The organism is Acinetobacter sp. YZS-X1-1 (genome assembly GCF_000804305.1).
Classification (GTDB): Bacteria; Pseudomonadota; Gammaproteobacteria; order Pseudomonadales; family Moraxellaceae; genus Acinetobacter; species Acinetobacter variabilis.
Genome location: NZ_JWHB01000031.1, coordinates 1 through 15,108, shown reverse-complemented (window position 1 = coordinate 15,108; position 15,108 = coordinate 1). Strand labels below are relative to the sequence as shown.

The window sequence follows — 15,108 nt, the reverse complement described above, 5'->3', positions numbered from 1 at the left end:
TTTAACCTATAATCTGAATAGTACTGGCACCGGCACCGACCGGTTTAACCTGAATCTGAACCGGAATCCGTTCATGCATCTCCTGTACATGTGAAATCAGCACCACTTTACGCCCCTGACTTTGTAAATGATCTAAAGCATTCATGACCATATGTAAGGAAGCCGGGTCTAAAGTACCAAAACCTTCATCAATAAATAGCGATTCCAGCTTCATAGAGCCGGAAGCCATATTGGCAATCGCTAAGGCCAGAGCCAGAGAGACCAGGAAAGTTTCACCGCCAGAGAGTGACAGGACAGGACGTACTTCACTGTTCATATCCAGATCGATAATCGCCAGACTCAAACTGTTTGGAATCCGGTACAGCTGATAACGCGGAGCCAGGGGCTGTAATTGCTGATTGGCATATTCGACCAGAATATCCAGATGATGTTCCTGCGCGATTTTCTGGAATTTGGTGCCTTCCTTATGGCCAATCAGGTCATAGATCCGGCCCCAACGATATTCTTCAGCTTTGACCTGTTCAATCTGATGCTGGTAGCGTTGTAAGGTCGACTGATTATTGGCATGAATTCTTAATTTGGTGGCCACCTCATTACAGGCATTTTCCTGTTCAGCTTTTTCCTGTGCCAGACTACTTAAGCGCAGTTCAACTTCTTCAAAGCTAAGTTCAGGCTTGGACTTAAAATGATGCTGATATTGTTCTTCCAGAATGTCCCAAGCCGTTTTGGCATTTTCAACCGCCTGATGTTGTGCCTGTAATTGCTGGCGAATTTGCTGATGCTGTTGCAAGTCAATATCCAGGCAATGCTGGATATGCTCGGCATCAAATTCAGGATGTGTATTTTGCCAGTCTTGAATAGATTGCTGGCATTGCCTAATCTGCTGTTCTAGTTGCTGAATCTGGGTGATGAAACTCTGTTTTTTCAGTTCAGCTTGTTGCAAATGCTGATCATGCTGCTGGGTCATCAGACTCTGTGCCCGTAGCTGTTCATCCAACGCCTGTTGTTGTTGCTCCAGATGGTCACGCCATTCCTGTGCTTTAGGATAAATCTGTCCGGCATGGGTGAGGGTCAGATGGTTGAGCTGTTCACGTAGTGCTTTGCCCATATTCAGCGCCGTATTCATCTTTTGCTGTAACTGAGCATCATATTGTTGATGCAGGCTGAGCAGATCACGTGCCTTTTCAATCTGCTGATTTAAGCTTTGCATGTGAGTCTCTAGGGTTTTGAATTCCTGAGACTGTTTCTGACGTTGTTGCAGTTGTTGAGATAACTGCTGACAGCTTGATGAGGCATCAGTAATCCAGGATTTCTGCAAGGACTCAGGCAGTAGATGAAGAACTGGCTGAATCATTTGTTCTAGCTGTAAATGCTGCTGCATGCTAAAACGTAGCTGATCTAACTGTTGCTGTTGCTGACGCCATTTTTTCCAGTCACTTTGCTGATTTTGAAGGGTCTGTGCTAGCTGCTGTTGCTCTTGTTGAAGTTGAAGCACATGCTGGCCAAGCTGTTGCTGCAAATGATCTGTACTCTGGCTTAAATCCAACAGCAAATCAAATTGCTGAAGATCCTGATTCAACTGAACCTTCTGCTGTTGTAGTGTCGTACTAAGCTGACTGCTGCGTTGCTGATGTTGCTCAATTAAGGTTTGCAGTTGAGATTGCTGGATTTGTACTTGCTGATATGCCTGAGTCAGTTGCTGTAGTTTTTTCTGAGCTTCCTGAAGCTGCTGATCATGTAGTTGTTGCAAAGCATTTTCTAGCAGTTTCTGATGCTGTACAAAAGGATGCTCATGACTGCCACAGACCATACAAGGCTCATTTGGTTTCAGCTGTGCACGTAATTCCTGAACACTTTGTGCCTGAAATAAACGTTGCTGAGCCAGTACTTGTTGCAATTGTTCAAAGGCCTGTTCTGCTTCCTGACGTTGTTGCTGTAATTGAACCAGCTTAGTTTCTAGTTGTTTTAAACGATCATGATAGCTTTCTAACTCGCGATTCAATTGCAGGCTTTCAGTTTCTAAGAGAGCCATTTGCTGTACGGTTCGCATTAAAGCTTCAAGCTTCGAATGCTGGGTACTGAGTTGCTGTTGTTGGATCTGGAACTGTTGGACTTGCTGTTCAAGCTGGTCCAGATGAGTATAGCGCTGAGTGAATTCCTGCAAGCTGGCAGATAAAGCCTGTTGCTGCTGTTCCAGTTCAGTGCGGCTGGATTGGAAAAGTGCTGAGTGCTGCCGCATGAATTTCTGATGCAGTTCCTGATAATCCTGCAAGCGTTGTAAGGTTGCTTGTGGCTCGTCATCAAAAACCGCTAAGAAGCTCTGTTGTTCCAGTTGCTTTTGAATCTGATGGTACTGAGTCTGAACCTGTTGTAAACGTTGCTCAGTCTGCACCAGCTGATTCTGAACAGGCTGAATCTGCTGGGTTCTATAGGTCTGCTGTTCGGCTAAAAGCTGCTTATACTGCTCGCCAATCGACAGCATTTCATGATCCAGCTTGAGTCCCTGATCCAGATAAGGTTTGATCTTCTGGAACTCTTGTTGCTGCTGTTGTTGCTGTTGCTGAATATCCTGCAACTTGCGCTGCTCACTATCACGCTGCTGCTGAACGGACGTGAATTCGGCAACAAAGTTTTGCTGCTCAGTCAGTAAATGGCTACGCTGTTTCTGAAACTGCTGTTGCTGGACAAACTGTTCCCGAATCTGCTGAAACTGGTCCAGTTGATCTAATAACTGTTTTTGCGCTGTCATTTTCTGTTCAGCATCCAGCTGAACCGTATAGATTTCTTTTTTGGCCTGAATTTCAGTATAGAGATAATGCTGCTGGCGATGCCATTTCAGGTCATTTTCCAGTATCTTTTCACTCTGATTTAGATGCTCAACCACCTGTTTTAAAGTCGTGTGTTGCTGCTGTAGGGCAGCAATATCTTCTTCAGATAATAGTTCCAGATGACCGATTAATTTTTCCAGGTCAGCACGTTTCTGCTTCACTTCACTGTGTTTTTCAAATGCTTTCTGGCTGACCAGACTGAAAATCTGAGAATTGGTCAGATACTCCAACAGATCGGCACGTTCATTATCTTTGGCTTTCAGAAAAGCGCCAACTTCGGACTGTGCCAATAAAACTGCACGAGTAAATTGCTCAAAACTCAAGCCAACCAGTTTTTCAATCAGCGGCGTGCATTCAGAAATCTTCTGGTTTAGAACCCGTTGATCATCCAGACAGGTAATGGCACGATCGACCTTTAAATTACCATCCACTTTCTGCCGGGCACGACGAATTTCCCAGCGTGCCGTATAGCGTTTCTGGTCTAGGGCAATAAATTCAAGCTCGGCAAAACCCTGTACGCAGCCACGGCGCAGAATATTTTTGGAGTCCTTGATTGAGACATCCTGACCACCTGCATCTTTCAGGCTACCTGTGGCGCCTTTTAAACGTGGAATTTCGTTATACAGCGCCAGACACATGGCATCGAGCAGGGTAGATTTACCAGCACCGGTTTTTCCGGTAATCGCAATCAGTCCGGCATGCGCCAGTGGATTCGATTCAAAATCAATATGATGCGTACCAGCGAGAGAGGCGAGGTTATTTAGGCTCAGACGGATAATTTTCATGGCTGATCCTAAGCTTGTTGTTTTTGTGCAAGTTCATGTTGGGCTTCGACCAGTAACTGCTGAAAATCTTGCTGCACTGAATGATCCTGGCTATAGCCCATTTTTTCCCAGATATTGAAAAACAGTGATTCAGGGGTTGGAGGTGCCAAGTCAATTTTAGAGCTATCAGCCTGATCTTCTGCCTGACGTTGATAAATCCGGCTGATGCGTAACAGACGATAACGATTTGGCGGCAGTGCCTGTTCAATCTGCTGACGTAAATCTACCGGTGGCGGTGCATCAGTAGTGTATTCAATTTCCAGAAAATGTCGTGCTGCCAGATGCTCAATTTCCCCAGTCGGCAGTGCTTTTACTTTGCTGAGCAGATTTTCCAGATTTTCCCGAATTCTAAATAGCTCGACAGTACGAGGAACTTTTAGTGCTTCAAACTGACAACGCTGTTCAGCATTTTGTTCAGGATCGATTCTGACTTCAACGACCTGATGCGAATAGTTGATCTCACTAAAGGATAAGGGAATCGGGGAGCCACTATAGCGAATATGCGGCTGACCGACTTTCTGCGGTTTATGCAGATGTCCCAGAGCGACATAGTCAATGACTTCATCAAATAGCGCCGTTGAGAGAGCCTCTTCATTGCCGACGATAATTGGACGTTCGGAATCGGAAGTTTCACCGCCTTGCATATGTGCATGTGACATAAGAATCAGTGCCTGATGTGGCTGCTTACGTGCTTTGGCTTCGGCAATCAACTGTTGGTGCAGATAGCTGATGGCATTCTGGCTATTATGGGTATGTTCATTAATACCGGTAATTTCGGCGCTACGTAAATAAGGCAGGGTTAGGCACCAGGCAATAATCTCTTGCTGCTGGTCATAAATCGGAACCAGCAAACGATCCAGATCAAGAGTATTGTCCGCAGTCCGGCCGACAATACCCACCGCTTTGGCATTGAATTTAGTCAATAAAGGCTGAACCTGCTCAATCCGGTAACCTGAATCATGGTTGCCGGCAATCATCAGGGTTTGCATATGCGGTGCCAGTTCATGGGCATCGGCAAGGAATTGATAAAGCTGTCTTTGGGCACTGGAAGCGGGATTGATGACATCAAAAATATCACCGGCAATCAGTAAAGCATGTGGCTGTTTTTCCTTGATTTGTTCAAGGAGCCAATTCAGGAATTGTGCATGTTCAAATTCACGGTCATGGTTATGGAAAAACTGTCCCAAATGCCAATCAGAAGTATGTAGAAAATGAACTGCCATGTATACCCACCTTTATTTTTGCCTTCCTACTATAGAAAAAAGCCCAGCTAAAAATCTACTTGAAAAAAATATTTTGATCTATTTCATTGCTGCCCGTCATTAAAACTATTTTCAGCGTAGTTTTGAATATAAGAATAATACTTGTGAAATCAATAAAATGTGATGCTCATATATAAAGTATTGAATACAGCGTTTTTATTTTAAATCTTACTTCAGGCAATTTCATAACATCTGAATAGCAGAACCAATATTTTTTATAAAAATTGCTAAAAACAGACTTGAAAAACTACAGGCAATCATTATTTTATGCTGCATAAGAAGCTAATAAAGATTGGCAGGCGAATTGTTAAAAATGGTTCGTCCAAAAAATAAAAACCGACGATTCGAGTGATGATGAAATCGTCGGTCAAAGATTTGTGTATAGTGAAAATTTTGGCTGCTATTCAAAATTTTCTAAAACACTGGACTTATTGCTTTAGCAAAGAGAACGAAAATTTGTGGATGCCAGTCCAAATTTCCGAACCTTGTACCCTATATAACGTCGGCATCTCGCTTTAGGTTGACAATAAAATGAAAAAAAATTTAATTTTTTTTATACTAGTTGATTAATCGTCCTTGAGTCCTGCTAATGGTGTCTCTAACTCGCTATTTTCTCTGGTTTTTCTTCCTATGCTTTATTTTTACCTGCATTTGCGGGGTTGTGGCGGCGTTAATGCCGACTGGCATGGGCGCAGTATTAACCATTGTGCCTTATCTGGTGGCGATGATCTGGGTACTATTTAATTTTTTAAAAAAGGAACAACGGGCGCCAACCCAAGCAGAACGTAAAAAATTCACCTTAGGATTCAGTCTGATTTACTGGGGCTATAATCTGGTATTTTTAATTCTAGGGATTGCTATTGCGACGCGTTCCAATCCGAATGCCTGGCAGGACTTTTTACTATATCTGCAACAGCCCCAATTTATGAGTATTGTCGTGATCATGTTCCTGCTCATCGCGGTTCCGCTTTATCTGCTGACCTACTGGTTTTATGGCAAACAGGCACAGCGTATGGCAGCAAAAATGTTTGGCTAGGATTTCCTGCTCTTCATATCAAAATTGTTGAGATTAAATTCAAAATGCTAAATCAGGCTGATAGAAAATCAGAAGTGACGTATAATTTGAGCAATACAATAATAATGGCTCAGAATACCCATGTATAAACCTGTAGTCCTCATGACAGGCGCCAGCGGTTTTATTGGCAGCCATCTGGTGAAATTTTTACTGGCTCGTGATTATGCGGTAATCGGCCTGACCCGGCAGAAAAAATTGCGAGAAGAGCATCCTGATTTTCACTGGATTAATGATCTGGAAGAATTGAAAAATCATCAGATTGACTATGTGATTAATCTGGCTGGTGAAAGTATCGGGCAGGGTCGCTGGACAGCCGCACGCAAAAAGAAATTGCTGGACAGTCGGTTAAATACCACCAAGCAGTTATATGACTATCTAGAAAAAAATCAGATCAAACCCAAACGTATTATTTCGACTTCAGCGATCGGCTACTACGGAATCGATCCGCAAGAACGCTGGGATACGGTGTGTACTGAACAAAGTCCGCCACAATCCATTTTTATGTCAGAACTGTGTGAGAAATGGGAAAAACTGGCCTTGTCTTATACGGGGCAGGACACCAAAATTGTTCGCTTTGCTGTAGTGTTTGGCCAAGGTGGCGGGATTCTTCCGCAGATGTTATTGCCAATTAAGCTGAATATGTTTGGCCGGATTGGCCACGGGCGTCAGCCGGTGACCTGGGTACATATACAGGATGTCATGCGGGCGATCGAATTCCTGATACAGCAGTCGACCCAGCAACAGGTATTTAATGTGGTGGCACCTGAAAAAGTCAGTCAGGCGCAGTTTGCCCGGATCGCAGCACAGGTGCTGAAACGAAAACCTTTATTACCGTTACCAGCATGTAGTATGAAAATGATGCTGGGTGAACAGTCACAACTGATTCTGAATGGTCAATATGTTCAGTCCAAAGCTTTGCAGGAAGCTGGATTTGAATTTAGCTATCCGACACTGAAAGAAGCCTTGATTGAAATTTTAAACCGTTAAAGAGTGCGGCTGTAAGCGCTGTACTGGACTATAAGGCTGTGGATCTACAATGGTCGGTTGCTCCAGGATTAACTGAGACAGCAGTTTTCCAGAAGCAGCACCCATACATAAGCCATTACGGAACTGGCCAAAATTGGTCCAGAGATTGTCTAGGTGCGGAATCTTGCCAATATAGGGAATGCCATCTGGCGAGCTTGGTCGTAGACCCGCCCACTGTTTCACAATCGGAAAAGCTGCCAGTTCCGGCACCATTTCCAAGCAAGCAGCTAAAATATCCTGACGAATTTCAGCAGAAGACGAGGTATCAAAACCGACCTGACGCATGCTGGAACCACACAGCACATGCCCATCACGACGTGGAATCAGGTACATGACCTTGTTCATGCACATGGTTGGCAGCCAGTTTTCTGGCGTTTTAAAGAGCAACATCTGGCCTTGAACCGGATGAACTGGAATGTCCAGACCGAGCTGTTCAGACCAGCGTGCAGACCATGCACCGGTGGCAATGACGAACTGATCTGCTTTAAAGCTCAGGCCATTTTTAGTGGAAACACTGTGTACATGATCTTGCTGGATATTTAGCTGAGTAATATTGCAATGCTCTTGCCAAGTGACACGCGGATGCTGTTTAAGGTAAGCAATAATGGACTGTAACAGTCGCGGATTGCGGATATTGGAAAGTTCTGGAAAATAGATCGCCTGTTTAAATTTCAGATCTACTTTGGAATTGATTTGCTGGATTTGAGGCTGATTCAGATATTCGGCATGTTGCTGTGGATCCTGATATTGCTCGGCATAGCGCAGTCCGATTTCAAAATCCGTTTCATCAAAAATCAGCATACCGGTTTCATGGATCTGGAAATCAATCCCGGTAATCGGTTGCAGTTTCTGGTTCCAGGCTTGATACAAGGGTTTGGCATGGCGGGCGAGGGCATTAACGGCATCGGGATAACGCCAGGGATACATTGGGGAGAGGATACCGCCTCCGGCCCAAGAGGCTGCCTGTCCAGCCGCTTGCTGATCAAAAATCGTAATAGAACATCCCTGTTCAAGCAATTCCAGAGCTGACATCAAGCCGGTGATGCCTGCTCCGATAATGGCGATATGCATTGCGCCAAGGTCCTTCTATTTTATTTCATGTCTTTCAGTTTGAGCGCCGCTTCTTCCGCGAAGTAAGTCCAGATACCATCTGCGCCGGCACGACGGCAGCACATCAGGGACTCTAGAATTACACTATCAGATAACCAGCCATTCTGAATTGCAGCAGCCAGCATGGCATATTCACCACTAACCTGATAAATAAAGGTGGGTATACCGAAGGTATCTTTGACTTCACGAACCACATCCAGATACGGCATTCCCGGTTTAACAATCACCATATCTGCACCTTCTTGGATATCCAGTGCAATTTCATGCAATGCTTCGGCACGGTTACCGAAATCCATTTGGTAATTGTATTTATTGCCGCCTTTTAGGTTGCTGGCAGAACCGACAGCATCACGGAATGGACCGTAGAAGCTAGACGCATATTTGGCTGAATAAGCCATAATAGAGGTATAGATATGGCCATTCTGTTCAAAGGCCTGACGAATTGCACCGATGCGGCCATCCATCATGTCACTTGGCGCTACAATATCAGCACCGGCTTCGGCATGACTTAAAGTTTGCTTGATGAGTGCTTCAACCGTTTCATCATTCAGGACATAGCCGGTTTCATCAATGATGCCGTCCTGGCCATGCGTGGTATAAGGGTCTAGCGCGCCGTCGGTAATCAGTACCATTTCCGGTAATTCTTTTTTCAGCAGACGAACAGTCTTCTGTACCAGACCATCTTCATGCCAAGCGGCTTCTGCAGTCAGGCTTTTATCTTCTTGGGGTGTAACCGGGAACAGCGCCAGCTTATTGACACCTAGTTCGAGCAAACGTTCTGATTTTTTTAACAACAAGTCAGCAGACAGGCGCTGCACATTTGGCATACTTGGAATGTCTTGGGTCTGGTTTTGTCCCGGAAGCACAAATACTGGATAAATCAAGTGATCAGCACTGAGATGGGTTTCACGTACCATAGAACGTAAATGCTCATTTTTACGAATACGACGCATGCGAGTTGCAGGAAACGCGGGACGATTGAACGTATAGGTCATAAAAATCTCAGTAATCAGTATTAAACTAGGCCCCTATTGTAACCCTATCTGAATTTTTTGGGCATAAATTAGCGGTTTTTTATTGTTGTAGCTTCGGGCAGACTTATGACTAAGACAGAAAGAAATTGGACAGGTAATATACATTTAGGTACAAAAGTGGATATTGAAGTGGTCTTAAACCAGTTGGTACACGCTTTTAATACCTCTCCTTTTTTTAAGCATAATGGCATGACCATGCGGGTGGTCGATGGTCAGATCGAAGCATATGTTGAAATGCAGGATTTCATGATTGGCAATGTGGCTTTTCAGATTCTGCATGGCGGTCTTGCAGCGACCATACTCGACAGTATTGGCGGAATTGTGGCGATGGGTGAGCTGTATAAGAAAGCCGAACCGGAAACTATTGCCGATACGATTAAAAAGGTATCACGTCTGGCGACGGTAGATATGCGCGTGGATTATCTGGCACCCGGTCGTGGCAAATATTTTATTGCCCGTGCAGAAACCTTACGTTTGGGACGTAAGGGCTGCACCATGCGCATGACCATGGTCAATGATGATGACAAGCCGATTGCTACAGCGATTGCATCATATGCCTATTAATTAAGTTTATCTCCTCGATCCTAGCTCACTCTGGGCCCGAACTAAGCCCTTATTCCTGGAATAGGGGCTTAGTTTTTTAAACTTCGGAGTAATATTTTTTTGCATATTTTCTAATTTTTATTATTAGAATGCATGAAAATTAAATTAATACGGCTTTCTCATTTTACCCATTGATCAATAAACGGGATATGAATCTATTATACATTCATGTCAGTGCTGGTCAGTGTGGCTGCGTGACCAAGTCTGTTGGATTTAGGAAAAAATCAATGACAGATGTACAAGACACCCTGCCAGAAAACGCATCTGATGCAACTTCAGATCAAGCTTTAAAAAATAAACGTAAAAAGGCCCTGAGTATCGTTGCTATCTTTATAGTGATTGCACTGGTGCTGTTTCTGGTTTGGAAATTTTTTCTGAACAATTCAGTCAGTACTGAAAATGCCTATGTGGGTGCTGAAACGGCTTCTATTACATCTATGGTGAGTGGTCAGGTCGCTGAAGTATTGGTTCATGATACCCAAGCGGTCAAACAGGGCGATATCCTGGCCAGAATTGATGACCGTGATGCCAAAATTGCAGTGGCTCAGGCACGTGCAGAGCTAACCAAAGCCAAGCGCCAGTATAAACAGACTGCGGCCAATAGCGGGGCTTTAAGCTCACAGATTGGGGTCAGTGATGATGCAATTCGCAGTGCTGAAGCTCAGCTGGCTCAGGCTCAGGCAGCCTTGCATAAAGCACAAGATGAATATACGCGTCGTGAAAAACTCAGTGCGAGCGGTGCAGTGTCTAAAGAAGAACTCAGTACCGCACAATCTGCATTGGATACTGCCAAAGCAGGCGTAGCTTCTGCTGACGCGGGTCTGGCACAAGCAAGATCCAGTCAGAAAGCCGCACAAAGCAATTTAGCGGCGAATGAAGCCTTGATTCAAGGTGCGAATGAAAACTCAACGCCTGATGTATTAGTCGCTGAAGCCAAACTGAAACAGGCCGAGCTGGATCTAGAACGTACTGTCATTAAAGCACCTTTTGATGGAGTGGTTTCACGCCGTTCCATTCAGGTGGGTCAACGTGTTGCGCCTGGTACAATGCTAATGATGGTCGTACCAGTAGATCAGCTCTATGTTGATGCAAACTTCAAGGAAAGCCAGTTGGAGAAGGTCCGCGTGGGGCAGAAAGCTGAACTGACCTCTGACCTGTATGGTAAATCGGTGAAGTATCACGGCACTGTGGTGGGTTTCTCTGGCGGTACAGGTTCAGCCTTTGCTCTGATTCCGGCTCAGAACGCAACGGGTAACTGGATCAAAGTGGTACAGCGTTTGCCAGTCCGTATTCAGCTGGATCCGAAAGAACTGGCCGAGCATCCACTACGTGTGGGTCTGTCGATGGAAGCTGAAATCCACTTTAAGAAGTAATTCCCGATGAATAAATATGTTCCATATGGGAATCTGACCGGCGGCAAGCTGATGCTAGCGGCCTTTGTGCTGGCATTGGCCAATTTCATGGTTGTGTTGGACATGACCATTGCCAACGTCTCGGTGCCGCATATTACCGGTAGTCTGGCTGTTTCCAGCTCTCAAGGTACCTGGGTTATTACTTCTTATGCAGTTGCAGAAGCGATCTGTGTACCTTTAACAGGCTGGCTGGCTGGCCGCTTTGGTAGCGTACGCCTGTTCGGTGTCTGTTTACTCGGCTTTACCATTTTTTCGATTCTGTGCGGGATTTCTACCAGTCTGGAAATGCTGGTATTTTGCCGGATCGGGCAGGGGCTGTTTGGTGGCCCGATTATGCCACTGAGTCAGACTCTATTGCTACGCATCTTCCCACCTGAAAAACAATCCCAGGCGATGGGTATGTGGGCGATGACCACCGTTGTCGGTCCAATTCTTGGTCCAATTCTCGGTGGTACCATCAGTGATAATCTGTCCTGGCACTGGATTTTCTTTATCAATATTCCGGTAGGTCTATTCTGCGGTCTGGCTGCATTGAAGCTATTAAAACCAGCAGAAACTGAAACCAATGCCTTGAAGATTGATAAAGGTGGTTTGTTCTTACTGATTCTTTGGATTGGTGCGCTGCAATTGATGCTGGATTTGGGTCATGAACATGACTGGTTTAGTAGTTCCTTTATTGGAACCTTGGCGGTGCTTGCCATAGTCGGTTTAATCATCTTTACCATTTGGGAACTGACCGAGCGGCATCCGATCGTCGATATCAGGATCTTCCGATATCGCGGATTTACCTTTGCTGTGCTGTCATTAGCCTTTGCCTTCGGTGCCTTCTTTTCCAGTATTGTATTGATTCCACAGTGGGTGCAGATTAATCTGGGTTATACGGCCACCTGGGCAGGTTATCTAACCGCGACTATGGGTTTTGGTAGCCTATTGATGTCACCGATTGTGGCGAAGATGGCGACCAAATATGACCAGCGCATTCTGGCGAGTTTCGGTTTGACCTTGCTTGCCGTTGTGACTTTGATGCGGGCATTCTGGACTACGGATGCGGATTTTATGGCATTGGCCTGGCCACAGATTCTGCAAGGTTTTGCGGTGCCATTCTTCTTCATTCCACTCTCCAATATGGCGTTGGCCTCAGTACAGCCTCAGGAAATGGCATCAGCAGCAGGCTTAATGAACTTTTTGCGGACTATGGTTGGAGCGATCGGGGCTTCAATTGCAGTCACGATCTGGGATGATCATAGTAAAGTGGCACGCAGTGAGCTGGTCGGTAAGCTGAATGTCGAGGAAACCCAGAATACCTTGATGGCTCAGGGCATGAGTTCGGATAGTGCCTTGGGTTATATTTCAAGTCTGGTGGATAAAGAAGCATTGACCCTGTCAGCTAATCACCTGTTTTTAATACTGGCGATGGTCTTTGTTTTTGCCTCCTTAATCGTCTGGCTGGCACCACGACCAAAAGCGGGTGTGGGTGGAATGCCATCACATTAATATTTTCCAAAATAAAAAAACCGCTAACTATTTAGCGGTTTTTTTCGATCTTATAAATCTGATTTGGCCCGTTTTAAGGCATTTTGCCATTTGGCCAAATGGGCTTCACGTTCATCGGACTGCATTTTCGGTTCAAAGGCGCGATCTAGCTGCCAGGATTGAGAAATTTCATTTAAATTAGAAAATACCCCTGACTTTAAACCTGCCATCGCTGCTGCACCCCAAGCGGTGGATTCCAGCATTTTTGGACGCAAGACAGGCACATTCAGCAGGTCAGCCTGGAACTGCATCAGCATATCATTACAACTGGCACCGCCATCGACACGTAGTTCTTTTAACGGATGGGCAATATCCGATTGCATGGCTGTCAATACATCAGAGACCTGAAAGGCAATCGATTCCAGTGTAGCTCGGGCAATATGAGCTTTATTGGTTCCACGCGACATGCCACATAGCAGGGCACGCGCTTCACTATCCCAATGCGGTGCACCCAGTCCGGTAAAAGCAGGAACTAAGACCACGCCGTCGGTATCTTTAACTTTACAGGCCAACTTCTCTATATCACTGCTCTTCTGAATGATACCAAGCCCATCACGTAGCCATTGCACCACAGCACCGGCCATAAAAACGCTACCTTCCAAGGCATAACTGGTCTGTTCCTGTGCCTGCCAGGCGAGGGTAGAAAGTAATTTGTTCTGGCTGAGCTGAATATCATGACCGGTATTGAACAGCATAAAACAGCCGGTGCCATAGGTATTTTTTGCCATACCGGGTTCGAAGCAAGACTGGCCAAACAAGGCAGATTGCTGATCACCCAAAATACCGGTAATGGGAATCGTAGCCCCTAATAAACCCGGTGCCGTATCTGCAATATGACAATCAGAACTGATGATTCGTGGCAGAACTGAAGCGGGGATATTAAACAGGTCGAGTAGTTCGTCATCCCAGCGTTGAGTTTGCAGATTCATCAACATGGTGCGGGAAGCATTACTGGCTTCAATAATATGCTCAGCACCTTGAGTCAAGTTCCAGATCAGCCAGCTATCAATGGTGCCAAAAGCCACATGACCTTGCTCTGCGAGTGTACGTAAGCCATCAATATTTTCTAATAACCAGACCAGTTTCCCGGCACTAAAATAGGGATCAATCCGTAATCCGGTTTTTCGTTGTACTTGATCCATCTGGCCTTGCTGAATGAGCAAATTACACCAGTCTGTTGCACGACGATCCTGCCAGATAATCGCTGGCGCAAGAGGTTTGCCATTATGACGATCCCATACCACAGTCGTTTCACGCTGGTTGGTCAGGCCAATCGCTTTAATGTCTTTCGCCAGAATCCGGGCAGTGGCTAATGCCTGTTGAACTACTGCAATCTGCGAGCTCCAGATTTCCTGTGCATCCTGTTCGACCCAACCGGAGTGTGGGGTTTGGATATGGGTTTCGCGTTGAGCTGTTGCCTGAATCTGTCCGTGTTCATTAAAGATGATTGCACGGCTAGATGTCGTTCCCTGATCGAGTGCCAATAAATAGCTCATAATTTTTTTAAATGTTGACTTGAATTATGAAATATTAGCGCAATTATGTAATCAGGCGCATTCAAAAGTGTATTTGTGTAGAAAATGCATCGTATTTTTTGCCAGTTATGCTATGATGAGCTTGTACTTTGGGGATGTTCTTGGCTTCGACGCCGATGATGAAACTCATAGATGCATGCCGAGAGCGCATTTTCTCTCGTAAATCAAATTTGCATTTTAATAGTCGCAAACGACGAAACTTACGCTCTAGCAGCCTAAGGGCTGCTTGTCCGCATCTCTGAATACTTGTGGTTAGAGATCCCGACTGAAGCGAACGCACACAAGTCCGTATAGAGTCAAGCCTCGGGGCTTTATACCAAATTTAGAGGATCGCACCTTGAACCCTGTTCGTCGGGTCTCTTGGTGTTAAAACAATAGACGATATCTAAGCATGTAGTATTCTCGAGCGTAGTGTTGGCGGACGCGGGTTCAACTCCCGCCATCTCCACCAAAATTCTTTCCGAAGTAATCCATCGGAATCTAAAAAAGCCTTTAAACTCAATGTTTAAAGGCTTTTTTTATGCCTGTTTGTCCGACCCTGTCCTAAGCTGTTTGACCCAATTTTTGCTTTGTAGGGGGCAAAATTGGGACAATTTGACCCACTAAATAAGTGTAATTATGTGGGACAAAGATATGTCGCTTACTGATGTGCTGTGTAAAAAAGCATTACCGAAGGAAAAACAGTACCGCCTTTCTGATATTAATGGTCTGTCTTTACGAATAGATCCGAATGGGAAAAAATATTGGTCTATCCGGTATACGGAAAATGGACAAAGGAAGTCCAAAGCATTAGGTCTATATCCTGAGCTGAGTTTAAAGCGTGCAAGAGAGATAGCGCTATGCCTCGTACCATGCTGACAGATCAA

Annotated in this window: 10 protein-coding genes, 1 other RNA gene and 1 pseudogene; 7 read left to right on the top strand and 5 right to left on the bottom strand. The window is 45.1% G+C overall.

Translation table 11 applies throughout. The features are described 5' to 3' along the window. Position 1 precedes the first annotated feature (1 nt). Together RJ01_RS13560 and RJ01_RS13555 are read right to left on the bottom strand one after the other, a co-directional pair. Complete coding sequence (locus RJ01_RS13560; RefSeq protein WP_034171482.1) at positions 2-3,613, bottom strand: AAA family ATPase; 3,612 nt, start codon at positions 3,611-3,613, stop codon at positions 2-4. A gap of 8 nt (positions 3,614-3,621) precedes the next feature. Continuing rightward, positions 3,622-4,875: an exonuclease SbcCD subunit D C-terminal domain-containing protein gene (locus RJ01_RS13555; protein ID WP_034171481.1), complete on the bottom strand. Its 1,254-nt coding sequence runs from the start codon at positions 4,873-4,875 to the stop codon at positions 3,622-3,624. Between the two features lie 628 nt (positions 4,876-5,503). Between RJ01_RS13555 and RJ01_RS13550 the strand changes: the two genes are divergently transcribed. After that, entirely contained in the window at positions 5,504-5,950 is a 447-nt protein-coding gene (locus tag RJ01_RS13550) for an ABZJ_00895 family protein (protein ID WP_034171480.1), read from the top strand. Positions 5,951-6,070: 120 nt separating this feature from the next. Next, a complete protein-coding gene (locus RJ01_RS13545) occupies positions 6,071-6,976 on the top strand; it encodes a TIGR01777 family oxidoreductase (RefSeq protein WP_034171479.1) in 906 nt (301 codons plus the stop codon). On the opposite strand, the gene thiO is transcribed toward RJ01_RS13545, so the two are convergent. After that, the gene (gene thiO / locus RJ01_RS13540) at positions 6,965-8,086 is read right to left on the bottom strand and encodes a glycine oxidase ThiO (RefSeq protein ID WP_034171478.1); all 1,122 of its coding nucleotides are present in this window, start codon (positions 8,084-8,086) and stop codon (positions 6,965-6,967) included. The two genes, RJ01_RS13545 and thiO, sit on opposite strands and share 12 nt — an antisense overlap. A gap of 20 nt (positions 8,087-8,106) precedes the next feature. Beyond that, positions 8,107-9,120 (bottom strand): porphobilinogen synthase, encoded by a 1,014-nt coding sequence (gene hemB, locus RJ01_RS13535; protein WP_034171477.1) that lies wholly within the window; start codon positions 9,118-9,120, stop codon positions 8,107-8,109. 105 nt (positions 9,121-9,225) lie between these two features. Here hemB and RJ01_RS13530 point away from each other — a divergent pair, with 105 nt between their 5' ends. From RJ01_RS13530 to RJ01_RS13520, 3 genes are all read left to right on the top strand, one after another. After that, complete coding sequence (locus tag RJ01_RS13530; protein ID WP_034171476.1) at positions 9,226-9,723, top strand: thioesterase family protein; 498 nt, start codon at positions 9,226-9,228, stop codon at positions 9,721-9,723. A 266-nt stretch (positions 9,724-9,989) separates the two neighbouring features. Beyond that, complete coding sequence (locus RJ01_RS13525) at positions 9,990-11,135, top strand: HlyD family efflux transporter periplasmic adaptor subunit (RefSeq protein WP_034171475.1); 1,146 nt, start codon at positions 9,990-9,992, stop codon at positions 11,133-11,135. A gap of 6 nt (positions 11,136-11,141) precedes the next feature. Then, complete coding sequence (locus RJ01_RS13520; RefSeq protein ID WP_034171474.1) at positions 11,142-12,668, top strand: DHA2 family efflux MFS transporter permease subunit; 1,527 nt, start codon at positions 11,142-11,144, stop codon at positions 12,666-12,668. Between the two features lie 50 nt (positions 12,669-12,718). On the opposite strand, the gene glpK is transcribed toward RJ01_RS13520, so the two are convergent. After that, positions 12,719-14,203, bottom strand: a complete 1,485-nt coding sequence (gene glpK, locus RJ01_RS13515; protein WP_034171473.1) for a glycerol kinase GlpK — start codon at positions 14,201-14,203, stop codon at positions 12,719-12,721. A 130-nt stretch (positions 14,204-14,333) separates the two neighbouring features. On the opposite strand from glpK, the gene ssrA reads away from it, so the two are divergent. Both ssrA and RJ01_RS13510 read left to right on the top strand, forming a co-directional pair. Continuing rightward, positions 14,334-14,693, top strand: a transfer-messenger RNA (tmRNA) gene (ssrA, locus tag RJ01_RS15935). Positions 14,694-14,875: 182 nt separating this feature from the next. Beyond that, positions 14,876-15,088 (top strand): annotated as a pseudogene (locus RJ01_RS13510) (Arm DNA-binding domain-containing protein); the annotation flags it as partial. Positions 15,089-15,108 lie beyond the last annotated feature (20 nt).

What these genes read in the sequence shown, in the direction of transcription:
- RJ01_RS13560 (WP_034171482.1), bottom strand. Translation starts at nt 3,613, where the DNA reads ATGAAAATTATCCGTCTGAGCCTAAATAACCTCGCCTCTCTCGCTGGT.
- RJ01_RS13525 (WP_034171475.1), top strand. Translation starts at nt 9,990, where the DNA reads ATGACAGATGTACAAGACACCCTGCCAGAAAACGCATCTGATGCAACT.
- glpK (WP_034171473.1), bottom strand. Translation starts at nt 14,203, where the DNA reads ATGAGCTATTTATTGGCACTCGATCAGGGAACGACATCTAGCCGTGCA.
- thiO (WP_034171478.1), bottom strand. Translation starts at nt 8,086, where the DNA reads ATGCATATCGCCATTATCGGAGCAGGCATCACCGGCTTGATGTCAGCT.
- RJ01_RS13520 (WP_034171474.1), top strand. Translation starts at nt 11,142, where the DNA reads ATGAATAAATATGTTCCATATGGGAATCTGACCGGCGGCAAGCTGATG.
- RJ01_RS13555 (WP_034171481.1), bottom strand. Translation starts at nt 4,875, where the DNA reads ATGGCAGTTCATTTTCTACATACTTCTGATTGGCATTTGGGACAGTTT.
- RJ01_RS13545 (WP_034171479.1), top strand. Translation starts at nt 6,071, where the DNA reads ATGTATAAACCTGTAGTCCTCATGACAGGCGCCAGCGGTTTTATTGGC.
- RJ01_RS13530 (WP_034171476.1), top strand. Translation starts at nt 9,226, where the DNA reads ATGACTAAGACAGAAAGAAATTGGACAGGTAATATACATTTAGGTACA.
- RJ01_RS13550 (WP_034171480.1), top strand. Translation starts at nt 5,504, where the DNA reads ATGGTGTCTCTAACTCGCTATTTTCTCTGGTTTTTCTTCCTATGCTTT.
- hemB (WP_034171477.1), bottom strand. Translation starts at nt 9,120, where the DNA reads ATGACCTATACGTTCAATCGTCCCGCGTTTCCTGCAACTCGCATGCGT.